20 protein-coding genes and 1 pseudogene are annotated in these 21,579 nt (G+C 72.1%); 16 read left to right on the plus strand and 5 right to left on the minus strand.

Going from position 1 to position 21,579, the window contains the following annotated elements; genetic code table 11:
* The first annotated feature begins 35 nt into the window (after positions 1–35).
* Entirely contained in the window at positions 36–1,415 is a 1,380-nt protein-coding gene (locus ACIRPT_RS14200) for a hypothetical protein (protein WP_403826732.1), read from the plus strand.
* On the opposite strand, the gene ACIRPT_RS14205 is transcribed toward ACIRPT_RS14200, so the two are convergent.
* On the minus strand, positions 1,396–2,382 hold the full coding sequence (locus ACIRPT_RS14205; protein WP_403826735.1) for an ATP-binding protein: 987 nt from the start codon (positions 2,380–2,382) through the stop codon (positions 1,396–1,398). The two genes, ACIRPT_RS14200 and ACIRPT_RS14205, sit on opposite strands and share 20 nt — an antisense overlap.
* Positions 2,383–2,483: 101 nt before the next feature.
* Between ACIRPT_RS14205 and ACIRPT_RS14210 the strand changes: the two genes are divergently transcribed.
* Positions 2,484–3,341: an oxidoreductase gene (locus ACIRPT_RS14210; RefSeq protein WP_403826738.1), complete on the plus strand. Its 858-nt coding sequence runs from the start codon at positions 2,484–2,486 to the stop codon at positions 3,339–3,341.
* A 437-nt stretch (positions 3,342–3,778) separates the two neighbouring features.
* Here ACIRPT_RS14210 and ACIRPT_RS14215 read toward each other — a convergent pair whose 3' ends face one another.
* Positions 3,779–4,636 carry an HAD family hydrolase gene (locus ACIRPT_RS14215; protein WP_403498974.1) on the minus strand — a complete coding sequence of 286 codons (858 nt, stop codon included), beginning with the start codon at positions 4,634–4,636 and terminating at the stop codon, positions 3,779–3,781.
* Positions 4,637–5,154: 518 nt separating this feature from the next.
* Here ACIRPT_RS14215 and ssd point away from each other — a divergent pair.
* The 7 genes and pseudogenes from ssd to ACIRPT_RS14250 all read left to right on the plus strand — a co-directional run.
* Complete coding sequence (gene ssd / locus ACIRPT_RS14220; RefSeq protein ID WP_403826741.1) at positions 5,155–6,336, plus strand: septum site-determining protein Ssd; 1,182 nt, start codon at positions 5,155–5,157, stop codon at positions 6,334–6,336.
* Positions 6,333–7,490 carry a TadA family conjugal transfer-associated ATPase gene (locus ACIRPT_RS14225; protein WP_403826744.1) on the plus strand — a complete coding sequence of 386 codons (1,158 nt, stop codon included), beginning with the start codon at positions 6,333–6,335 and terminating at the stop codon, positions 7,488–7,490. Before ssd ends, ACIRPT_RS14225 begins: the two co-directional genes overlap by 4 nt.
* A gap of 236 nt (positions 7,491–7,726) precedes the next feature.
* Complete coding sequence (locus ACIRPT_RS14230; protein ID WP_403826747.1) at positions 7,727–8,368, plus strand: type II secretion system F family protein; 642 nt, start codon at positions 7,727–7,729, stop codon at positions 8,366–8,368.
* 65 nt (positions 8,369–8,433) lie between these two features.
* The gene (locus ACIRPT_RS14235) at positions 8,434–9,192 is read left to right on the plus strand and encodes a type II secretion system F family protein (RefSeq protein ID WP_403827091.1); all 759 of its coding nucleotides are present in this window, start codon (positions 8,434–8,436) and stop codon (positions 9,190–9,192) included.
* 64 nt (positions 9,193–9,256) lie between these two features.
* A complete protein-coding gene (locus ACIRPT_RS14240; protein ID WP_403826750.1) occupies positions 9,257–9,445 on the plus strand; it encodes a DUF4244 domain-containing protein in 189 nt (62 codons plus the stop codon).
* A complete protein-coding gene (locus ACIRPT_RS14245; RefSeq protein ID WP_403826753.1) occupies positions 9,432–9,812 on the plus strand; it encodes a TadE family type IV pilus minor pilin in 381 nt (126 codons plus the stop codon). Before ACIRPT_RS14240 ends, ACIRPT_RS14245 begins: the two co-directional genes overlap by 14 nt.
* Positions 9,813–9,858: 46 nt before the next feature.
* Positions 9,859–10,059 (plus strand): annotated as a pseudogene (locus ACIRPT_RS14250) (Rv3654c family TadE-like protein); the annotation flags it as partial.
* Positions 10,060–10,143: 84 nt separating this feature from the next.
* On the opposite strand, the gene ACIRPT_RS14255 reads toward ACIRPT_RS14250, so the two are convergent.
* Positions 10,144–12,588, minus strand: coding sequence for a DEAD/DEAH box helicase (locus tag ACIRPT_RS14255; RefSeq protein WP_403498957.1), 2,445 nt, complete (start codon positions 12,586–12,588; stop codon positions 10,144–10,146).
* 80 nt (positions 12,589–12,668) lie between these two features.
* Here ACIRPT_RS14255 and bldG point away from each other — a divergent pair, with 80 nt between their 5' ends.
* The 7 genes from bldG to ACIRPT_RS14290 all read left to right on the plus strand — a co-directional run bounded on the left by bldG (position 12,669) and on the right by ACIRPT_RS14290 (position 20,116).
* A complete protein-coding gene (gene bldG / locus ACIRPT_RS14260; protein WP_046926810.1) occupies positions 12,669–13,010 on the plus strand; it encodes an anti-sigma factor antagonist BldG in 342 nt (113 codons plus the stop codon).
* A gap of 107 nt (positions 13,011–13,117) precedes the next feature.
* On the plus strand, positions 13,118–13,561 hold the full coding sequence (locus tag ACIRPT_RS14265; protein ID WP_403498954.1) for an ATP-binding protein: 444 nt from the start codon (positions 13,118–13,120) through the stop codon (positions 13,559–13,561).
* A 725-nt stretch (positions 13,562–14,286) separates the two neighbouring features.
* Positions 14,287–16,692 (plus strand): sodium-translocating pyrophosphatase, encoded by a 2,406-nt coding sequence (locus ACIRPT_RS14270; RefSeq protein WP_403826758.1) that lies wholly within the window; start codon positions 14,287–14,289, stop codon positions 16,690–16,692.
* 216 nt (positions 16,693–16,908) lie between these two features.
* On the plus strand, positions 16,909–17,508 hold the full coding sequence (locus tag ACIRPT_RS14275) for a small secreted protein (RefSeq protein ID WP_403826761.1): 600 nt from the start codon (positions 16,909–16,911) through the stop codon (positions 17,506–17,508).
* 110 nt (positions 17,509–17,618) lie between these two features.
* Positions 17,619–19,169: a methyltransferase gene (locus ACIRPT_RS14280; RefSeq protein WP_403826764.1), complete on the plus strand. Its 1,551-nt coding sequence runs from the start codon at positions 17,619–17,621 to the stop codon at positions 19,167–19,169.
* Between the two features lie 155 nt (positions 19,170–19,324).
* The gene (locus ACIRPT_RS14285) at positions 19,325–19,522 is read left to right on the plus strand and encodes a hypothetical protein (protein ID WP_403826766.1); all 198 of its coding nucleotides are present in this window, start codon (positions 19,325–19,327) and stop codon (positions 19,520–19,522) included.
* 189 nt (positions 19,523–19,711) lie between these two features.
* Positions 19,712–20,116: a hypothetical protein gene (locus tag ACIRPT_RS14290; protein WP_403498945.1), complete on the plus strand. Its 405-nt coding sequence runs from the start codon at positions 19,712–19,714 to the stop codon at positions 20,114–20,116.
* A gap of 122 nt (positions 20,117–20,238) precedes the next feature.
* Here ACIRPT_RS14290 and ACIRPT_RS14295 read toward each other — a convergent pair whose 3' ends face one another.
* Together ACIRPT_RS14295 and ACIRPT_RS14300 are read right to left on the minus strand one after the other, a co-directional pair.
* On the minus strand, positions 20,239–20,652 hold the full coding sequence (locus tag ACIRPT_RS14295) for a DUF2752 domain-containing protein (RefSeq protein ID WP_403826770.1): 414 nt from the start codon (positions 20,650–20,652) through the stop codon (positions 20,239–20,241).
* A complete protein-coding gene (locus tag ACIRPT_RS14300) occupies positions 20,649–21,299 on the minus strand; it encodes a hypothetical protein (protein WP_403826773.1) in 651 nt (216 codons plus the stop codon). The genes ACIRPT_RS14295 and ACIRPT_RS14300 overlap by 4 nt, the downstream gene beginning before the upstream one ends.
* Positions 21,300–21,579: the final 280 nt, after the last annotated feature.

Here is a 21,579-nt window from a genome sequence, read left to right on the forward strand (position 1 = left end):
GGAAGGTGCCGCGGCACCGGGATTGAGGTGGGCCGATGGCGGCACCGGCGAAGGTCACGACGTCCATAGCGGCGGCGGTGGCGCTGGCCGCGATAGCCGGCTGTGCCGGGCCCCTCCGGGGCGGCCCGGCCCCGCACACGAAGAAGGGCCGGGTCGCGCCGCATGCCCCCGCCCAGACGCTCCGGCTCATCGGCGACGGCTCCACCGCCTACACCGGGGAGCAGCCCAACCAGCCCACCCCCGTCCGCCTCGAGCCGGGCAAACGGCCCCCGCAGTTCGTGGTGTTCTCCTGGGACGGCGCGGGTGAGGACGGCCGGCGGCTTTTCTCGCACTTCCGGGCGGTCGGCAAGAAGTACCAGGCGACCATGACGTTCTTCCTCAGCGGCGTCTATCTGCTCCCGGAGGACAAGCGGGACCTGTACGCCCCGCCCCGGCACGCCCCCGGCACCTCGGCGATCGGCTTCAACGACGTCCAGGGAATCAAGGACACCGTGACGCAGATACGCGGCGCCTGGCAGGAGGGCCACGAGATAGGCACGCATTTCAACGGCCACTTCTGCGGCCCCCGGGGCGCCGGCGTCTGGACGCCGGCCGAATGGATCAGCGAGATCGAGCAGGCCGAGGAGTTCGTCAAGCGCTGGAAGACCAACTCGGGCCTGACGTCCGAGCGGCCGCTGCCGTTCGACTACTCCCGGGAACTGGTCGGCGGGCGGGCCCCCTGTCTGGAGGGGCAGCGCAATCTGCTGCGCGCCGCCAGGGCGATGGGCTTCCGCTACGACGCCAGCTCGCCGGGAGGGCGGCAGACCTGGCCGCGGAAGGCCGGCGGCATCTGGGATTTCCCGCTGCAGGCAATACCGCTGCCCGGTCGGCGCTTCGAGACCCTCTCGATGGACTACAACTTCCTCGCCAACCAGTCCGGCACCACTCACGGCGACCGCGCCCTGCACGCCGCCTGGGGCAGGCAGATGCTCGGCGGCGTCATGGAAGGCTTCAAGCGGGCCTATCACGGCAATCGCGCACCGCTGTTCATCGGCGACCACTTCGAGTCCTGGAACGGCGGCACCTACATGGCGGCCGTCGAGAAGGCCATCAAGGCCATCTGCCTCAGAAAGGGCGTCCGGTGCGTCAGCTTCAAACAGCTGGCCGACTGGCTGGACGCGCAGCAGCCGGACGTACTGGCCAGGCTGCGGGGGCTGCGGGTGGGCGAGTCCCCGAAGGGCGGCTGGGCGTCGTATCTCGCCGACGCGGCCGGTCCCCCCGGCAGGGCGGGTGTCCCCGATACGGCCGGTGGCACCCCGTACGCCACCCCGTATGCCCCGACGGGCAGGCCGGACGGGCCGGTGCTGCCCGCCGACGCGGACGCGCGGAGCGGGCCCATCAGGCCCATCGGACCCATCAGGCCGGCTGCGGAGTAGCCACCTCCTCCAGCAGTACGAAGGCGGGGTCGACCTGGGCGGCAAGGTCGGCGCCGGTCTTGGCGTTGCCCCAGCTCTCGGCGTTCTTGAGGTGGAAGTGCACCATCTGACGGGTGTAGCGCTCCCAGTCGCGGCGCTCGTACGAGGCATCGGCCGCGCCGTGCAGCGCCGCGAGGGCGCGACGGTTGGTCTCCTCCAACTGTGCGAAGGGGGCCGTGCGGCCCTTCTCCATGCCGCGCACCCAGTCGGAGTGCCCGACGGTCACCAGCAGATCGTCGCCCACCTCGGAGCGCAGATACGCCAGGTCGTCCGGGCCCTGGATCTTGTTGCCCACCACCTTCAGGGGGACGCCGAAATCCCGGGCGTACTCCTTGTACTGGCGGTAGACGCCGATGCCCTTACGGGTCGGCTCGGCCACCAGGAAGGTCATGTCGAAGCGGGTGAACATCCCGGAGGCGAACGAATCCGAACCGGCCGTCATATCGACGACCACATACTCCGTGCGGCCGTCCACCAGGTGATTGAGGCACAGCTCGACCGCGCCGACCTTGGAGTGGTAACAGGCCACGCCGAGATCGGACTCGGTGAACGGGCCGGTCGCCATGAGCCGTACGGAGCCGTCGTCCAGCGGGACGGTGCGGGCGCAGGCGTCGTAGACGGGGTTGTCCTCGCAGACCCGCAGCAGGCGTGAGCCCTCGCCGGGCGGGGTGGTCTTGATCATTGTCTCGGCGGAGGGGAGCCGGGGGTTGCTGCCGCGCAAGTAGTCCTTGATCAGCGGGAGATGGGCGCCCATCGCGGGAAGCGCGGCGGCCGCCTCCTCGTCCAGGCCGAGGGCGGCGCCCAAATGCTGGTTGATGTCGGCGTCCACCGCGATCACGGGGATCCGGGACGCGGCGAGATGCCGGATGAACAGGGAGGACAGGGTGGTCTTGCCGCTGCCGCCCTTGCCTACGAAAGCGATCTTCATGTTCACCAAGGGTAATCGTCATATTGCGGTGGGTGAGAGCTTTACGTGAAGAAGACCACTCCTTCGAGGGGTTCGGCCTGGTGGTGCGTAGGGTCGTGCCCATGGCTGCAGACTCCCGGGGCACGACCCCCGCACCCCCGAACGCCGGCGCCGATCCGCTCGCCGCCCTGGCGTCGCTCCCGGGGGTCGCCGACGCGGTGGACTCCGTACGCAAGGGCGTCGACCGGGTGTATGGACACCGGATCATGCGGCGCCGCAGCAATGAGGTCACCTCGGAGGCGGCGCTGCGCGGGGCGCGCGGTTCCGCGGCGCTCGCGGGGGCCGACTGGGCGCTCGAAGAGGTCCGGCGGCGCACCGACTTCGGCGTCGACGGCGAGCCGCGGACGGTCGGCGCCGCGCTGCGGCTGACCGCCGAGGCCGGGCAGCTGCTGAGCGTATGGCGGCAGTCGCCGCTGCGGGTGCTGGCGCGCCTGCATCTGGTGGCGGCGAGCGGGGAGGCGCCGGACGAGACGGTGGGGCGGCCGCGGCTGGGCGCCGAACCCGTGGACGAGCCGCTCATCGAGCTGGCGCTGCCGGACGCCGATGAGGTCGCGGGGAGGCTGGACGGCCTGGCGCGGCTGCTGCTGGCCGGCACCGAGGCGCCGGCCCTGGTGACGGCCGCGGTGGTGCACGGCGAGCTGCTGGCGCTGCGGCCGTTCGGCTCGTACAACGGGCTGGTCGCGCGGGCCGCCGAGCGGATCGTGCTGGTCGGCAGCGGGCTGGACCCGAAGTCCATCTGCCCGGCCGAGGTCGGACACGCCGAACTGGGGCGCGCGGCTTACGTGGCGGCCCTGGGGGGCTATGCCTCGGGGACCCCGGAGGGCGTCGCGGCGTGGATCGCGCACTGCGGCCGCGCGGTGGACCTGGGCTCCCGGGAGAGCACCGCGGTCTGCGAGGCGCTGCAGCGAGGCGCGGCATAAGGCCGGTCCGGCGAGGCACGGCACAGGCTTTGCGCCGCACGCGCGTGTCTGCCGCGGCATAAGCAGGACTAAGGGCGCTCGCCCCAAAGGGCGGCGCCCTTAACTGGTCTTTAGCAGTGCCGAAATCCATGCCCTGAAAAGGGGTTGCGGCGGTACCTGTACTGCTTGGTACCGCCGCTGGCATGTCTGTCGCGTGACCATGCGTGCACGATATTTTGCCGATCAGGTCGGAAACTTTGTCCGTTACCTGGTGCGGCTGGCCCGTAATCGACGGGTCGGCGTCGCGTGGGTGCCCGACTTTCATGCATCGGTCCGTGGGCCTTGCTGCGTTTTCAGGTAGTCCTCTCGGATGTCCTTGGTCTCGCGGGCCGTTAAGTCCTTTGTACTACTGATGCGGGGCAAGCGGAACCCCGTGCCGCAGATATTTACGTTTGGCCTCAAAAATGGGCAATGCGGGCAAGCTGTTTGGTCGTCGTCCGGCGCCGGCTCGCGTACCAGACCAGGCCCGCGGTGGCGGCCGCCGCGCCCACCGCGGCGACGGCGGCGAGCACCGGCCGAGGGGGCAAGGTCAGCGCAGGCAGCCGCTGCTTGAGCGGGACCGGCCGGTTGAAGGAGAGCACCGGCCAGCCGCGCGCCACCGCCTCGCGGCGCAGCGCCCGGTCCGGATTGACCGCGAAGGCGTGGCCGACCGCTTCCAGCATCGGGACGTCGGTTGCCGAGTCGCTGTACGCATAGCAGCGCTCCAGGTCGTAGCCCTCGGACGCGGCGAGTTCCCGAACGGCCTGTGCCTTGGTCGGCCCGTAGGCGTAGTACTCGACCTCGCCGGTGAAACACCCGTCTTCGCCGACCACCATTCTGGTGGCCACCACCCGGTCGGCGCCCAGGAGTTCACCGATCGGCTCGACGACCTCGGCGCCCGAAGTGGAGACGATAACGACGTCCCGCCCGGCGGCGTGATGTTCCTCGATGAGCGAGGCCGCCTCGTCGTAAATGATCGGGTCGATCAGACGGTGCAGCGTTTCGGCCACGATCTCCCGGACCTGGGCCACATCCCAGCCGCGGCAGAGAGAGGAGAGATATTCGCGCATGCGCTCCATCTGGTCGTGATCCGCGCCGCCGGCGAGGAACACGAACTGGGCATACGCGGTACGCAGGACAGCCCGGCGATTGATCAGGCCGCCTTGGTAGAACGACTTGCTGAAGGCCAGCGTGCTCGACTTTGCAATCACGGTCTTGTCCAAGTCGAAGAACGCGGCAGTACGGGGCGACGAGTGAGGCACGGAGTGGTTTTCCACGGGGCGAGCATAGGGGCAACCATTCGGCGTAAGGTGTGGCGCGTGGGTTTGCCTGAGAAGGCTCTCGGGTACACCATGGAAGTCACGGATCGTTCGCGACCGTGCTAACCCGGTCCGGCTCCTCCCCCCCCGAGTCGGCCGTGGGGACGACCCCCGCTCTCCCCCCCGGCGGGGGTCGTCGCATGTCCGGACGCCTTTTGCGCCGCCGGACCCGGATCCGGATCTTCCCCTTCGCCCGCGCGGCGGCTCCTTGATGACGCGCGCCACCCATAACTCCCTGTAGTCGCCGCGCTGCGCTGCGAAAGCTCTTCTTCGTCTCCGATCTCCTTGTCGGTCTTCGTCCCGCTCTGTGCCCCCAGAAGTAGTCGTTCATCGCTGGAATAGGTGACGGGGATATTCACAGCCGGGGAGTTGTCCACAGATTTGCGTCAAGATCCACGGGATTTTCCCGATCGCTGCATCGTAAAAGTCCGCGAGTTCGCGGATGCGTGAGTTGTGTAGCGATAGGGGGACGGAACGTGGCCGGAACCAGGGCATCCGATCGACCGGATCAGCGGGAGAACGGAAACAGCGAAGAGCGGGGCGCGCCGCTGATCATCACCGAGGACGAAGGCCTTCTCGACGATCTACTCCGGCTGTGTGCGGCGGCCGGCACGCGACCCGAAGTGGCACACGGCCGGCCGGCCCGGAACGGGCACTGGGAGACGGCGCCCCTGGTGATCGTCGGCGAGGACTGCGCGGCCCGGCTGAGCGGCGTCGGGCGGCGCGCGGGCGTGGTGGTCGCCGGCCGCGACGCCGACGATCCCGCGCTCCTGCGCCAGGCGGTCGCCCTCGGGGCGGAACGGGTGCTGGCGCTCCCCGACGGCGAACGCTGGCTGGCCGACCGGATCGCCGACGCCGTCGAGGGCGTCGGGCCACCGGCCCGCACGGTCGGCGTCATCGGCGGCTGCGGCGGGGCCGGGGCGAGCACCCTGGCCTGCGCCCTCGCCGTCACGGCGGCCCGGACGGAAGCGCGCACCATGCTGGTGGACGGCGATCCCCTCGGCGGTGGGATCGACGTCCTCCTGGGCGGGGAGAAGGAGCAGGGCCTGCGCTGGCCCGCCTTCTCCGAATCGCGCGGCCGGGTGGCCGGCGGGGTCCTGGCGGAGTCGCTGCCGCGGCTGCACTCCCTGCGGGTACTCAGCTGGGACCGGTCTGGCGAGGCCGCCATCCCGCCACCGGCCATGCGCGCGGTGCTCGCGGCGGCGCGCCGACGCGGCGGCGTCGTGGTGGTGGACCTGCCCCGCCGGGTCGACGACGCGGTGGCGGAGGCGCTGGCGCAGATGGACCTGGGGCTGCTGATCGTCCCGGCGGAGCTGCGCGCGGTCGCGGCGGCGCGGCGGGTGGCGGCCGGGGTGCGCGAAGTGCTCGGCGATGTCCGGGTGGTCGTACGCGGAGTGCCCGGACCGGACCCGGGGCTGGATCCGGACGAGATCGCCCGCCTGCTGGAGCTTCCGCTGGCCGGTGAACTCCCCTGGGAAGCGGACCTGTCGGGGGATCTGCGACGGGATGTGCCGCCGGGGGCCTATCCACGGCGGCCCCTGGCCCGGTTCTGTACGGCGTTCTGGGAGCGGGTGTTGGCACCACCGGGCTCGCCCCCGCCCCTGTCGGCTGCGGGCCGGCCGGACGTTACGGCCATCCGGGGCGGTGTCCGCGCATGACCGCACCGGATCTGCTGGAGGTGGTGCGCAGGCGGCTGGCCGAGGCCGGGGCGGAACCGACGCCGGCCCGGGTGGCGGTGGCGCTGCGGGAGGAGGGGCGGCTCCTCGGGGACGCCGAAGTGCTGGGCGTGGTGGCCGCGTTGCGGTCCGAGATGGTGGGCAGCGGGCCGCTGGAGCCGCTGTTGGCCGCGCCGGACGTCACGGACGTCCTGGTCACCGCGCCGGACGAGGTGTGGGTGGACCGGGGTGGCGGGCTCGAGCGTGCGGCGGTGCGCTTCCGGGACGCGGCGGAGGTGCGCCGGCTCGCGCAGCGGCTGGCGGCGGTGGCCGGACGTCGCCTCGACGACGCCCACCCGTGGGTCGACGCCCGGCTCCCGAACGGCACCCGGCTGCACGCCGTGCTGCCCCCGGTGGCCGTGGCCGGGACCTGCCTCTCCCTGCGGGTGCTCCGCCCCCGGGCCTTCACCCTCGCGGACCTGGTGGCGGCCGGGACGGTCCCGCCGGGCGGCGACCGACTGCTCACCGACGTGCTGGCGGCCCGGCTGTCCTTCGCGATCAGCGGCGGAACGGGCTCGGGCAAGACGACGCTGCTCAGCACCCTGTTGGGGCTGGTCGGTCCGAACGAGCGGATCGTCCTGGCCGAGGACTCGGCCGAACTTCGCCCGGACCATCCCCATGTGGTGCGGCTGGAGACCCGGCCCGCCAATCAGGAGGGCGTGGGGCGGGTGACGTTGCGGGACCTCGTACGGCAGGCGCTGCGGATGCGGCCCGACCGGCTGGTGGTCGGCGAGGTGCGCGGCGCCGAGGTCACGGATTTGCTGGCGGCCCTGAATACGGGCCATGAGGGCGGTTGCGGCACCGTCCACGCGAATGCCGCCTGCGATGTGCCCGCCCGCCTGGAGGCGCTTGGCTCGACGGCCGGGCTGGACCGCGCTGCCCTGCACAGCCAGCTGGCCGCCGCGCTCTCGGTCGTCCTGCATCTCGTACGCGACCGGTCCGGGCGCCGGCGGATCGCCGAGATCCATGTCCTGGAGCGGGACCGCGACGGCTTCGTGGTGACCGTACCGGCCGCGCTCTGGGGCCCGGGCGGATTCCAGGAGGCGCGTGGCCGGCGGCGGTTGGCGGAGCTCTGCGCGCGGGGCGGCGGGCGGTGATGGGCTCGGGGGCGACGGTGGCGGCGTTGATGGCGGTGCTCTGCGCGGGGGCGGCCGGATGGCTGGCCGCTGAGGGGCGGGACGTTGCGCGGCGCCGGGCTCGGGCGTTGCTCGGGGGCGGTGGAGCGGCGTCGGAGCCGGCGGTCCGCCGGGCCCGGTGGCGGTGTGCCGGTCGCCGGTGGCGTGGGCGTATCGGGCCGGAGGCCTGGTGCGTCCCGGTGGGGCTCGGGGTCGGCGTGGCCGGCGCATCCGTGGTGCCCGTGCTCGCCTCGCCGGCCGCCGCGTTCGTCGTCCGCCGGTGGCTGGCGGCCCGCGCCGCGGAGCGCGAGCGGGACCGGCGTACGGCGGCGGTGATCGGGCTGTGCGCCGCCGTGGCGGGCGAACTGCGCGCCGGACAGCAGCCGGACCGGGCGCTGCTCGCCACCGGGGTGCCGGGCCTCGGCGAGGACGGGGCGGCGGTGTCGGCGGCCGCGCGCTACGGAGGCGATGTCCCGCGGGCGCTGCGTAGGGCGGCGCGGCTGCCCGGGGCCGAGGGGCTGACCGGTATGGCGGCGTGCTGGCAGGTCGCGGTGCAGGGCGGCGCCGGGCTCGCCTCAGGGCTGGAGCGGATCGCGGCCGGGCTCAGGGCCCGACGTGACCAACGGGAGGAATTGCGCGCCCAGTTGGCGGGACCCCGGGTCACGGCGTTGATGCTCGCGCTGCTTCCGGTGGCCGGGCTGCTGATGGGCGGCGCGCTCGGCGCCGACCCGTTACGGGTGCTGCTGCACACCCCGGCGGGATGGGGCTGCCTGGTGATCGGCGGACTACTGGAGTGGGCCGGCGTGGCCTGGACGGCGGGGATCGTCGCGGCCGCCGGCGAGGAGAGGGGAGCGCGGTGAGCGTGGGGGTTGTCGACGCAGAAGTTATCCACAGGCTGGGGATGGTGATTTCGGCCGTGACGGCAATGGTGTGCGCGATCGCTCTGGCGCGGCGGGCGCGCCGCGGACGGGCCGTACGGAAACGGGCCCGGGCGATGCTCGGGGACGGTGGCGGGCGGGCCGTGCGGCGCCGCCAGGCGTCTGGGGCGCGTGGGGCGCGGAGTGGCGGGCGGCTGAGGCGTCGGCTGAAGGAGTGGGCGGGACCACTGGGCGCGGCGGGGTTCGTGGTCATTCTCGTCGGCGGAGCGGCCGGAGTCATGGCGGGGCTGGCCGTGGGCTGCGGTGCCCGGCTCTGGCTCGCACGACAACGGGCCGCGGAAGCCGGACGGTTGGCGGAGACCGCCGTGCGTGCCGAACTGGCGCCGGCCGCCGACCTGTTGGCCGCCACCCTCGCCGCCGGGGCCGGTCCGCGGGAGTCGGCCGAGGTGGTGGGCCGGTCGCTGGACGGGGCCGTCGCCGAGCGATTGCGCCAGGTGGCGGCGGAACTCCGCCTCGGCGCTGAACCAGCCCTCGTATGGCCGAGGTTGGCGGCCCTGCCCGGAGCCGAGGGGCTGGCGCGCTGCCTGGAGCGCGCCGGGATATCGGGCGTGCCGGCCGTCGAGTCGGTGGCCCGCATCGCGGCAGAGCTGCGCGCGGAGCACGGCAGAGCGGTGGCCGCACGGGCCCGGCGGGCGGGGGTGCTGGTCACACTGCCGCTGTCGGCGTGCTTCCTGCCGGCGTTCTTGATCCTCGGTGTGGCGCCGGTGCTGATCGGCCTGGCGGGCGGACTGCTGGGACGCAACTGACCTACGAGTCGCGGGTCATGCGCGGTTGGCCATGACTCATGCGCATGAATTCAAGGGGGATGACATGTTTCGACGTTGGTGGATGCGGCTGCGCACGACGGAGCGGGACCGGGGGATGGTCACGGCCGAGTACGCCATCGGCACGCTCGCGGCCTGTGCCCTGGCGGCGGTCCTGTACAAGGTCGTCACCAGCGGCGTGGTGGCGGACCTGCTGCAAGGCGTGCTGGAGAAGGCGCTCGGTGACCAGGTCTGAGACCGGGCCGCGCGGCCGGGCCGACCGGGACGCGGGCTTTGTGACGGCGGAGACGGCCGTGGTGCTGCCGGTGCTGGTGGCCGTGGTGGCGGCGCTCGTCTGGGGGCTGATGGCGGTCTGCGCCCGTATCGAGTGCCTGGATGCGGCGCGGGCCGGGGCGCGGGCGGCGGCCCGCTCGGAACCACGGGCCGCGGTGATCCAGGCGGCCAGGGGCGCGGCTCCGCGGGGCGCGCGGATCGAGCTGGCGCGGGAGGGCGACCTCGTACGCGTACGGGTCGCGGCCGAGCTGCCCGGTGTGGGGCGGCTGACGGCGCAGGTCAGAGGGGAGGCGGTGGCTCTTGCTGAGGAGACGGTGGGGCGGCGATGAGGGCTCTGCGACGGTGTGGACGGTCTTCGCGGCGGCGGCGCTCTGCGTGGTCTTCGCGGCCCTGATCGGTGTGGGCCAGGCCATCGCGGCGCGCCACCGGGCGGGCGGTGCCGCGGACCTGGCGGCGCTGGCCGCCGCGGACCATGCCCTACAGGGGCGAGCCACGGCCTGCGCGGCGGCCCGCCGGGTGGCACGCGCGCAGCACACGCGCCTGGTGCGCTGCTCGCTGGCCGGGGCGGTCGCCGACGTATCGGCCGAGGCGGGTGAGCGGCCGTACACGGCGCGGGTACGGGCCCGAGCCGGACCGGCCGCGCCCGTGCCGGCGCACCCGCTACGCCTCCTTGGGCGCGCCCCGCAGCAGCTCGCCCAGCAGCCGGATCGCGCCCCGTTTGTGGAGCGGATCGTTGCCGTTGCCGCACTTGGGGGACTGGATGCAGGACGGACAGCCGGCGTCGCACTCGCAGGCGGCGATGGCGCCGCGGGTGGCGGTGAGCCAGTCGGCGGCGGTGTGGAAGGCGCGCTCGGCGAAGCCCGCGCCGCCGGGGTGGCCGTCGTAGACGAAGACGGTCGGCAGGAGCGTGTCCGGGTGGAGCGGGACGGAGACGCCGCCGATGTCCCAGCGGTCGCAGGTGGCGAACAGCGGCAGCATGCCGATGGAGGCGTGCTCGGCGGCGTGCAGCGCGCCGCCCAGCTGCTGGGGATTGACCCGGGCGGCGTCGAGCTGGTCCTCGGTGACCGTCCACCACACCGCGCGGGTGCGCAGCGTCCGCGGCGGCAGGTCCAGCTTGGTCTCGCCCAGGACCTCGCCGGTGATGAGCTTGCGGCGCAGAAAGGAGACGACCTGGTTGGTGACCTCGACCGAGCCGAAGCACAGCCGGGCATCGCCCCACGGGATCTCCGTGTCGGTTTCGAGGATGGAGACGGCGGTCGTGTCGCGGGCCGTCGTGGAATAGGGCGGGTTGGCCTCCTCGACGAGGGCGACGTCGTCGTCGAGGTCGAGCCGCTTGACCAGATAGGTGCGGCCCTGGTGGAGGTGGACGGCACCGTCGTGGACGGTGGCGTGCGCGGCGCCGGCGTCCACGGTGCCCAGCAGCCGCCCGGTGCCGGCCTCGACGATCTGCACCGGCGAGCCGCCCTGGCCGCGGATGTCGGTGAGGTCGGCGGCCCGCTCGCGGCGCGTCCAGTGCCAGGCGGTGGCGCGCCGGCGCAGCAGCGCGGCGGACTCCAGCTGCGGCAGCAGCCCGGCGGTCGCGGGGCCGAAGAGCGGGAAGTCAGCTTCGGTGAGGGGGAGTTCGGAGGCGGCCGCGCACAGGTGCGGGGCGAGGACATACGGGTTGTCCGGGTCCAGGACGGTGGACTCGACCGGCTGGTCGAAGAGCGCCTCGGGGTGATGGACGAGATAAGTGTCCAGCGGATCGTCGCGGGCCACCAGGACGGCGAGGGCGCCCTGCCCGGAGCGCCCCGCCCGCCCGGCCTGCTGCCAAAGGGACGCGCGGGTACCGGGATACCCGGCGATCACCACGGCGTCCAGGCCCGAGACGTCCACGCCCAGCTCGAGGGCGGTGGTGGCGGCCAGGCCGAGCAGGTCGCCGCGGTGCAGCGCGCGTTCCAGGGCGCGGCGTTCCTCGGGCAGATAGCCGCCCCGGTAGGCGGCGACCCGCCCGGGCAGCGAGCGGTCCACCTCGGCCAGCCGTTCCTGCGCGATCAGGGCGATCAGCTCGGCGCCGCGCCGGGAGCGTACGAAGGCGACGGTGCGCACGCCCTGGACGGCGAGGTCGGTGAGCAGATCGGCGGTCTCGGCGGTGGCGGTGCGGCGTACCGGGGCGCCCTGCTCGCCGTGGAGCTCGGTCAGCGGCGGCTCCCACAGCGCGAAGACCAGCTCGCCGCGCGGCGAGGTGTCCTCGGTGATCTCCACCACGGGCAGGCCGGTGAGCCGGGTGGCGGCCTCGCCGGGCTCGGCGGCGGTGGCGGAGGCGAGCAGGAACACCGGCTCGGCCCCGTAACGGGCGCAGATCCGCCGCAGCCGGCGGATCACCTGCGCGACATGGGAGCCGAATACGCCGCGGTAGGAGTGGCACTCGTCGATGACGACATAGCGCAGGGCGCGCAGAAAGGAGGACCAGCGTGGGTGGGCCGGCAGGATCCCGCGGTGCAGCATGTCGGGGTTGGTCAGGACGTAGTTGCCGTACTGGCGCACCCATTCGCGTTCCTCGACCGGGGTGTCGCCGTCGTAGACCGCGGGCCGTATCGCCGTGCCCAGCGGGGCGGCCAGCTCGCGCACGGCGCGCCGCTGGTCGGCCGCCAGCGCCTTGGTGGGCGCCAGGTACAGGGCCGTGGCCCCCCGGCCGTTGGGCGCCTCGGAGCCGTCCAGCAGCGTGGAGAGGACCGGCGCGAGATACGCCAGGGACTTGCCGGAGGCGGTGCCGGTGGCGACGACGACCGATTCGCCGCGCAGCGCGTGTTCGGATGTCCGTGCCTGGTGGGCCCAGGGACGATCGATTCCGGCCGAACGGATGGCGTCGATCACTTCCGGCCGGATCTCTTCCGGCCAGTCGGCATGGCTGCCGATGCGCGGGGGCAAGTGCTCCGTATGAGTGATGCGCGCAGCGCGGGTCGCGCCCCGGGCGAGACGGTCGAGAATCATGCCTGGGGAGGGACGCGCACCCGCGTCCTGCGGCAGTCGATTGGAGGCCATCGGCACCGAGTGTGTCACCGGACTGACCGACAATGCTGACAAGGCGTCGTGCACGCCTGCTGGTAAGTGATTGAATGCCATCGCGGCTGCCAGATCCGCCCCTACTTCGGTGGGGAGGCCCCAGGGGGGCGACCGCTCGATAGCAAGGTGCTGGAGGATCCGTGGACCTGTCCCTGTCGACCCGGACCGTTGGCGACCGTACGGTCGTCGAGGTCGGTGGCGAGATTGATGTATACACCGCGCCCAAGCTGCGTGAGCAGCTGGTCGAGCTTGTGAACGACGGAAGCTACCACCTCGTGGTGGACATGGAACGTGTCGACTTCCTGGACTCCACTGGGCTCGGCGTGCTGGTCGGCGGGCTCAAGCGAGTGCGTGCCCATGAGGGCTCGCTGCGCCTGGTCTGCAACCAGGAGCGCATTCTCAAGATCTTCCGTATCACCGGTCTGACCAAGGTGTTCCCGATTCACACCTCGGTCGACGAAGCCGTCTCCGCGACGGACTGAGGCCGACTGATGCCCCGCGCCCCAGGCGCGGGGAAGGAAGTAGTGGGGGGTACCGGACGTCCTGTCCGGCCCCCTGCGTTGCACGTCCGCATATCGAGGGGGATGGCATGGCCACCGTCGAACTTCGCTTCAGCGCCCTTCCCGAGCACGTCCGGACCGCGCGTCTGGTCGCCGCTGCCGTGGCAAGGCGCGCCGGAGTGGACGAGGCCGTGCTGGACGAGGTGCGTCTCGCCGTAGGTGAGGCGTGCAGCCGCGCCGTGGGCCTGCACACCAGTAACGACATCGTGGCCCCGGTGCGGGTGCTGTTGATCGAGGACGAGAAGAAGTTCTCGATCGAGGTCGGCGACGAGGTACCGGGCGGGGCCGGCCCGGCCGGGGCGCATGCCGCGGACGGCGCCGAGGGCGGCGCGGACGGCGAGCCCGAGGGCGAGGACGAGATGGGCCTCGCGGTCATCAGCGGGCTGGTCGACGACGTCGAGGTGACGACCGGCGAAAGCGGCGGTGTGATCCGGATGAGCTGGCCGACGCCATCGGCCGCGGTCGTGCCGTAGCGCAACGCCGCAACCCGATCGGTTCGCGCCGATCTTCTCGGGTGCACACGGGTGCGCACGGGTGCACTTCGATCTTCGTTGCGCCGATCTTCAGCGTGCCGAGCCCTTGTGGCCGTCGCGCGCTTTGTTGTGCGCGCCCACGGAGCCCCCTGGGCGGCCCCTCTGCGCCCACTACGCCACCCGGCTCACCGACGGGCCCGGCCGGGCGGCTCCGCCGATGACGCGGGCCTGGCGCTCGCGCCGAGGAGGCCGTGCGTCCGCCGTACGAGCCGGGGACGCCGCCGGCCGGCCGGCGGCCGCCACCACCCCCCAGGGTCCCGATCCGGACCCGATCGGGACCCGATCCGGACCCGATGTGACGCGGCATCAATCGTGATCGAGGGGGCGTCGGGAGTCCCGGGTCACTCGTTCGGCGGTGGCCGGGGGGACCAATTATCTCTGTCGTCACGCCGGTCACATCCGGCCCAGGTGATCGCATAACGTCTTTGAACAGCGGCGATCAGTACGACAGGGAGATCATCTGTCACCGGTCAGCGAATTCGCCGCTTTCCTCCGTCCGGGCGAATTCTGTGGCCGACATCCTTTTGATCATCGCGGCTACCGGCGAATTCCCTTTGAGGCGCACTGTTTTGATCAGGTGTGGCTCCCTACAATCCGTCCACATCTTGCTCAGGACGCCTGAGCGTGCTTCCGCGCGCCCATGTGCCAAACGTCAAGGAGGACGAATGGCGGGGCCTTACACCCCTCAGTTGCTGGACACCCCCTCATTTCTGGCCGGACCGACGCTGACGTCAGGCAATCGCGGCATCGTGCTGGTGATCGCCGTCGTCGCGCTGGCCGCACTGGCCGTCGCGGCGGTGCTGGTCCGCCAAGTGCTCGCGGCCGGCGAGGGAACCGACAGTATGAAGAAGATCGCGGCGGCCGTGCAGGAAGGCGCAAACGCCTACCTGGCCCGGCAGCTGCGAACCCTCGGCGTATTCGCCGTTGTGGTGTTCTTCCTGCTCATGCTGCTGCCCGCGGAAAATTGGACGCAGCGCGCGGGACGCAGCGCCTTCTTCTTGATCGGTGCCGGATTCTCCGCGGCCACCGGCTATATCGGCATGTGGCTCGCGGTGCGCAGCAATGTGCGAGTGGCCGCCGCCGCCCGGGAAGCCACACCGGCCGAGGGCGATACCAAAGAAAAAGATCTTACGGCTGTCGCGCACAAGGCTATGAAGATCGCTTTTCGTACGGGCGGCGTCGTCGGCATGTTCACCGTCGGGCTCGGCCTGCTCGGCGCCTCCTGCGTGGTGCTCGTGTACGCGGTCGACGCGCCCAAGGTGCTGGAGGGCTTCGGCCTCGGTGCCGCGCTGATCGCGATGTTCATGAGGGTCGGCGGCGGCATCTTCACCAAGGCCGCGGACGTCGGCGCCGACCTCGTCGGCAAGGTCGAGCAGGGCATCCCGGAGGACGACCCGCGCAACGCGGCGACCATCGCGGACAACGTGGGCGACAACGTCGGCGACTGCGCCGGCATGGCGGCCGACCTCTTCGAGTCGTACGCCGTCACCCTGGTCGCCGCGCTCATCCTGGGCATGGCGGCCTTCGGCAACGCCGGGCTCGCCTTCCCGCTGCTGGTCCCGGCCATCGGCGTGCTCACCGCGATGATCGGCATCTTCGTCGTGGCGCCCCGGCGCAGCGACCGCAGCGGCATGACAGCCATCAACCGCGGCTTCTTCATCTCCGCGGGGATCTCGCTGGTCCTGGTGGCCGCCGCGGTGTTCACCTACCTGCCGTCCAGCTACAAGGACCTGAAGGGCGTCACCGACGCGGACATCCTCGGCCGGTCCGGCGACCCGCGGATGCTGGCCCTGGTGGCGGTCGCCATCGGTATCGTGCTCGCCGCGCTGATCCAGCAGCTGACCGGCTACTTCACCGAGACCAGCCGGCGTCCCGTGCGGGACATCGGGAAGACCTCACTGACCGGCCCGGCCACCGTCGTCCTCTCCGGTATCTCGATCGGTCTGGAGTCGGCGGTCTACTCGGCGGTGCTGATCGGTCTGGCCGTCTACGGGGCGTTCCTGCTGGGCGGCGCGTCCATCATGCTGGCGCTGTTCGCGGTGGCACTGGCCGGTACCGGCCTGCTGACCACCGTCGGCGTGATCGTGGCGATGGACACCTTCGGCCCGGTCTCCGACAACGCGCAGGGCATCGCCGAGATGTCCGGCGATGTCACCGGTGACGGCGCGCAGGTCCTGACCGACCTGGACGCCGTCGGCAACACCACCAAGGCCATCACCAAGGGCATCGCCATCGCGACGGCGGTGCTGGCGGCGGCCGCGCTGTTCGGCTCGTACCGGGACGCCATCGGGACCGCCGTACGCGAGATCGGCAGTGCCGCGAGCGGAATGGGGCTGAGCCTGGACATCTCGCAGCCGAACAACCTGGTGGGGCTGGTGCTCGGCGCCTCGGTCGTGTTCCTGTTCTCGGGGCTGGCGATCAACGCCGTGTCGCGGTCGGCGGGCGCGGTGGTCTTCGAGGTGCGCCGGCAGTTCCGGGAGAAGCCCGGAATCATGGACTACACCGAGACGCCGGAGTACGGGCGGGTCGTCGACATCTGCACCAAGGACGCGCTGCGCGAGCTGGCGACCCCGGGGCTGCTGGCGGTGCTCACCCCGATCGCGGTCGGCTTCTCGCTCGGCGTCGGCGCGCTCGGCTCGTTCCTGGCGGGTGCGATCGGCACCGGCACGCTGATGGCGGTCTTCCTCGCCAACTCCGGTGGCGCCTGGGACAACGCGAAGAAGCTGGTGGAGGACGGCCATCACGGCGGCAAGGGCAGCGAGGCGCATGCCGCAACCGTCATCGGTGACACCGTCGGCGACCCGTTCAAGGACACCGCGGGCCCGGCGATCAACCCGCTGCTGAAGGTCATGAACCTGGTGGCGCTGCTGATCGCCCCGGCGGTGGTGAAGTTCTCGTACGGCGCGGACAAGAACACCGGCGTACGGATCGTGGTCGCGGTGCTGGCGCTCCTGGTCATCGTCGGTGCGGTGTACGTCTCGAAGCGGCGTGGAATCGCCGTGGGTGACGAATCCAACTCCGGACATCCGGAAAAAGTCGCCAAGTCGACAGAGACGGCCCCCGTCTCCTAGCTGACGGCCTCTCGGAATAGGCCCCGCAGCGGCTCAACGGGCGGGTGGACGGCGCATTTTGCGGGCGCCGGCCACCCGCCGTTGTTGCGCTCGGCCGGCCCTGCGCTCCTTGGTGCAAATGGCTGCAATGAGGGCCGGGCGGGATGCCCGACCCATCGACCAGGCCGTTTGGACGTGTATGTTCCGGGGCCGAGAGCCATGGAAGGGACCAATCCGGTGAACAAGAAGCTTGTGGCTGCACTGTCCGGCGGTGCGGCACTCCTGCTCGCGCTGACCGGCTGCAGCGACGACAGCAACAAGGAACTCGACAGCTGGGCGAAGAAGTTCTGCGACCCCGCGCAGGCCCAGTTCAAGGCGATCCAGGACGCGAACGCCGCCATGCAGGCGACCGAAGGCGGCAGCACCGACTCCAAGAAGATCCAGCAGACGGACTCGGCGGCCTTCCAGAAGATCTCCCAGGCCTACGCGTCGTTGGCCACCTCGCTGGACAAGGCGGGCGCCCCGCCCAGCGACGGCGGCCAGGACGCCCAGAAGAACGCGGTGAACGAACTCAAGTCGCTCTCCAAGGGCTATGAGAGCCTCAAGAAGCAGATCGACTCGCTGTCCACCCAGGACAAGGCGAAGTTCGCGGCGGGCCTGAGCGATCTGTCCGAGGGCATCAAGAAGCTCAACACCCAGAGCGAGCAGGCCTTCAAGAAGCTGGAGTCCGGCGACGTCGGCAAGGCGATGGCCAATCAGAAGGGCTGCCAGAGCCAGGGCGGGTCCAGCGGCCCGACGGCCAAGCCGGCCACGCCGGCCACGCCGTCCAAGTCGTAGGCGGCACAGCCGGCCACGTCCGCAGGTCCGCAACGGCCCGGCGACGCGCCCGAGAGGGGCGTGGCACCGGGCCGTCGCCGATTGTCAGTGGTTGGCCTGACAATAGGAGCGTGAGTACGCACCTCCCCACCGCAGATGCCCAGGACCCCGAGAGCGCCGCGCGCACCGAGCGGCTGCGCCAGGCGCTGCTGGCCGCCGCCTTCACCGCCGACGGCCTGCTGGACCTGCTCGGCGCGCCGGCCTATGCCGCGCTGGCGCGCAACGAGACCGTCCCCGCGCTGCGGGCGACGCGCGGCGACGGCCCGCTGGAGACCCTGGTGCGGCTGTTCCTGCTCCAGCATCCGGTGGCGGAGCGGCGGGCCCGGGCCGCGCTGCCGGTGGCGGACTGCCTCGCCGACGGCTGGCTGGAGCGGGACGGCGACGACGTGCGCGCCACGGTGGACGTACGGCCGTACGGCGGCCCCGAGGGGCAGGACTGGTGGATCGTCTCCGACCTCGGCTGTGCGGTCGGCGGTGCGGGCGGCATCGGCGGCGCCCGCGCCAAGGACCGCGCGCAGCTGGTGCTCGGCGTGGGCGGCGCGTCCACGACCCTCGCCGGGATCACGGCGCGCACGCCCGTCGCCAAGGCCCTCGACCTCGGCACGGGCTCCGGCATCCAGGCACTGCACGCCGCCCAGCACGCCACCCGCGTCACGGCCACGGACCTCAACCCGCGGGCGCTGCGGATCGCCGCGCTGACGCTGGCGCTCTCCGGGGCGCGCCCGGCGGACCTGAGGGAGGGCTCGCTCTTCGAGCCGGTCGGGGAGGAGAAGTACGACCTGATCGTCTCCAACCCCCCGTTCGTGATCTCGCCCCTCCGCCCCGAGGGAGCTCGGCTCACCTACCGGGACGGCGGGATGGGCGGTGACGACCTGTGCCGGACCCTCGTCCAGCAGTCCGCGGCGCATCTCAATGACGGCGGGTACTGCCAGCTGCTGGCCAATTGGCAGCACGTGGCGGACGAGGAGTGGCACGACCGGCTGCGCTCCTGGGTGCCGCGCGGCTGTGACGCCTGGATCGTGCAGCGGGAGGTGCAGGACATCACGCAGTACACCGAGCTGTGGCTGCGCGATGCGGGCGACCACCGCGCCGGTGACGAGTCGTATGCCGCGCGGTACGACGCCTGGCTCGACGAATTCGAGGCGCGCGGGACCAAGGCCGTCGGCTTCGGCTGGATCACGCTGCGCAAGTCCGGTTCCGACAGCCCGGCCATCACGGTCGAGGAGTGGCCGCATCCGGTGGAGCAGCCGCTGGGGGAGTCGGTCGTGGGGCATTTCGACCGCCAGGACTATCTGCGGGCCACGGATGACGCGGCGCTGCTCGCCGGCCATTTCCGGCTCGCCGATGAGGTGGTGCAGGAGCAGGTCGGGCTGCCCGGGGCGGAGGATCCGGAGCATGTGGTGCTGCGTCAGCACCGCGGGATGCGGCGGGCGACGAAGGTGGACACGGTCGGCGCGGGCTTCGCCGGGGTGTGTGACGGCTCGCTGCCGGCCGGGCGGATCCTGGACGCCATCGCCCAACTCGTCGGCGAGGACCCGGTGCTGCTGCGGGACCGTACGCCGGAGTCGATCCGGATGCTGATCGAGCAGGGGTTCCTGGAGCCGGTGGCGTCGCGGGGCTGAGGCGGCACGGCCGGGGCGGTTTCCCGGTGCGGGAGGTCGGATTCCCATAGCGGGTCCTCGCGCGGGGCACCCGTACGGGCGCATTCCCCGGGCCAAACGGAAGTCGTTCATCCGGCGTTCTCCCGGGCGCTGCCCGCGGGTGCCACGCTGCGCGTATGGAGAGTGGACCCGAGGCGTTCGCGGGGGCGGCGTTCGCGCTGTTCGGCGCTGGACTGCTGCTGTGGACGGGCGTATGCGTACGGACCGGGGCGCCGGTCGCCGATGGCGTCGGCCGGGCGGTGGGGGCCGTGACCGCGTTGCTGTTCGCGGTGGCGTTCCTGGGCGCGGGGGTCTGGATGCTGGCGTCGCTGTAGCCGCTCCGGCCGGACGCCGGGGCCGGCGGACTCCCGAGGGGGCGTCAACTGGTCGCCGGGCTGCGGTCGTTCACTTCCGGCCAGTTGTGTTCGGGGTGGCCGACACGCGGCGGGCCGGGGAACCTCCGTATCGTGCCGCTCGTGTTTCTCGGTGAAGGTCACGAATCGGCTTGTCAGTGAGGAACCCCCATGAACCGTTCACTTCGCTACGTCGCCGTCGGTGTGGTCGCCGTCGCCCTGCTCGCCGGAGGATCGGCCGCCGCGTTCGCCGCGCCGAGCCAGCTTCACGCCCCGACGCCCGTAGTGGCCACCGCCCCGGCCACGGCGCAGCTGACCGCCAAGGCGAGCGCGACCACGGTCAACGCCTGGCAGGAGTTCCGGATCTCCGGCACGGCGAAGGGCATCGCGGCGGGCAGCAAGGTCACCGTCCAGCAGAAGCAGGGCTCCAAGTGGGTCGCGCTGCCCGCCCAGGCGCCGGTCCACACCACGGGTACGTACTCGGTGCGGGTCAAGCTCGGCATCAAGGGCGTCAATCAGCTCCGCATCGGCGCGGGCAGCGCGATATCGCCCGTGGTGACCGTCACCGTTCGCTGAGCGGCGGCCGAAGGCGGCCCGGGCCGGTGTCCGACCCGGGCCCGTGTCCGGTCCGGTACGGCGTCCTCCCCGGGCGACGTCCCGTCCGGTATCGGCCGGGGAGGACGCCGTCCGGCCCCGGCTCAGCCGACGAGATTGCGGGCGACCATCCACACCAGCCCGATGCCCAGCGCCACGGCATTGCCGCGGGCGGAGAGCCGTAGCCGGAAGTACCGCCCGCGCAGTCCCGCGTTCAGCCAGCTCGCCAGGGCCCACACAACGGCCGGTACACCCAGCGTGAGCACCACGATGTTGTCGTGGAAGGCCGCCAGGACATCGCCGTGCATCAGGTCGTACGCCATCCGCGTCCCGCCGCACAGCGGGCACAGCAGCCCGGTGGCCAGCTTGAACGGGCAGGGGAGCAGGATCTGCCCGGGCTGGTGCGGGTCGGTGTGCCAGAGGTAGACGGCTCCCAGCGCACCGACGCCGAGCCCGAGGGCCGCGATGCGCAGGGTGCGCCTGCGGATGGCGGTGGCGGAGAGCGACACGGAACTCACACGCTCAGCGACCTGGCGTAGTTGACCTGGTTGATCACGAACATGACCTGCTCGGGCGACTGCACCGGGATCATCGTGGAGTGGTGCCGGCCGCCGCTGTTGACCGTGACCTGCACAAACCCGGTGGTGGTGCGCTCCTTCATCAGCAAGAAGAGCAGTCCGAGCAGACAGAAAAAGAAGAAGACGATGGCGAGCACGATGCCGGCCGTCTGGATCTTCTCCTCCGTCCGCGACATGTCGGTCGCCGTCCACACCGCACCCTTGAGCGGCATGGGACCGGCCGGCGTCATGATCGTGTCGCCGGTCACGGCTATGTCGCCGAGCGACAGCGCCATACCGGCGGGCTGCATGGCCTGTCCCGGGACGGCGACGGGCGCCGGCTGCGGCGGCGCGCCCGGCGGGAAGCCCGGCGCGGCGGCGGGCGCGACGGGCGGCGGGGTCTGCTGGGGATAGCCGTATCCCGGCGGCGTCTGCGCGGCCTGCGGATATCCGTAGCCGGGTGCACCCGGGGCGCCGCCCTGCGGGTAGCCGTACCCGGCGGCGGGGCCGCCGTCCTGCGGAGCGGCGTAGGGATTGTCGGCCGACGGCTTCGCGAGCGGATTGTGGCCGGGCTCTTCCGGCGGCGGTCCGGGGTACTGGTTCGCCATAGGTGTTCTGACCCCCCGAGTCTGTGTGATGGCGGCAGTTGCCGGGCGCAGCGGTGGGCCGTGCCGCGTCCATCCTGCCAGCCGCCTGACGGGCCGTATCAAGACGGCGGCGGCTTCCGCAGCAGCCTTGTGACCCTCGCCGGGCCCACGGCCAGCGCCGATCCGGCGGCGCCCGCCGTGGGGATCGTCACTGTGTGAGATCACCGGCGGCGGCGCTATGGCGCCGGGCGCGGGTTCGGGGCAGGGTACGGAAGGGGTGCCGCCCTGATGGTGAAGATCG

Source organism: Streptomyces sp. NPDC101227 (genome assembly GCF_044767545.1).
GTDB lineage: Bacteria > Actinomycetota > Actinomycetes > Streptomycetales > Streptomycetaceae > Streptomyces.

Coding starts and splice junctions, on each gene's coding strand:
- ACIRPT_RS14255 (WP_403498957.1), bottom strand. CDS start 12,588: ATGGCATTCAATCACTTACCAGCAGGCGTGCACGACGCCTTGTCAGCA.
- ACIRPT_RS14235 (WP_403827091.1), top strand. CDS start 8,434: ATGGTGTGCGCGATCGCTCTGGCGCGGCGGGCGCGCCGCGGACGGGCC.
- ACIRPT_RS14210 (WP_403826738.1), top strand. CDS start 2,484: ATGGCTGCAGACTCCCGGGGCACGACCCCCGCACCCCCGAACGCCGGC.
- ACIRPT_RS14285 (WP_403826766.1), top strand. CDS start 19,325: ATGGAGAGTGGACCCGAGGCGTTCGCGGGGGCGGCGTTCGCGCTGTTC.
- ACIRPT_RS14300 (WP_403826773.1), bottom strand. CDS start 21,299: ATGGCGAACCAGTACCCCGGACCGCCGCCGGAAGAGCCCGGCCACAAT.
- ACIRPT_RS14290 (WP_403498945.1), top strand. CDS start 19,712: ATGAACCGTTCACTTCGCTACGTCGCCGTCGGTGTGGTCGCCGTCGCC.
- ACIRPT_RS14225 (WP_403826744.1), top strand. CDS start 6,333: ATGACCGCACCGGATCTGCTGGAGGTGGTGCGCAGGCGGCTGGCCGAG.
- ACIRPT_RS14240 (WP_403826750.1), top strand. CDS start 9,257: ATGTTTCGACGTTGGTGGATGCGGCTGCGCACGACGGAGCGGGACCGG.
- ACIRPT_RS14205 (WP_403826735.1), bottom strand. CDS start 2,382: ATGAAGATCGCTTTCGTAGGCAAGGGCGGCAGCGGCAAGACCACCCTG.
- ACIRPT_RS14265 (WP_403498954.1), top strand. CDS start 13,118: ATGGCCACCGTCGAACTTCGCTTCAGCGCCCTTCCCGAGCACGTCCGG.
- ACIRPT_RS14270 (WP_403826758.1), top strand. CDS start 14,287: ATGGCGGGGCCTTACACCCCTCAGTTGCTGGACACCCCCTCATTTCTG.
- ACIRPT_RS14200 (WP_403826732.1), top strand. CDS start 36: ATGGCGGCACCGGCGAAGGTCACGACGTCCATAGCGGCGGCGGTGGCG.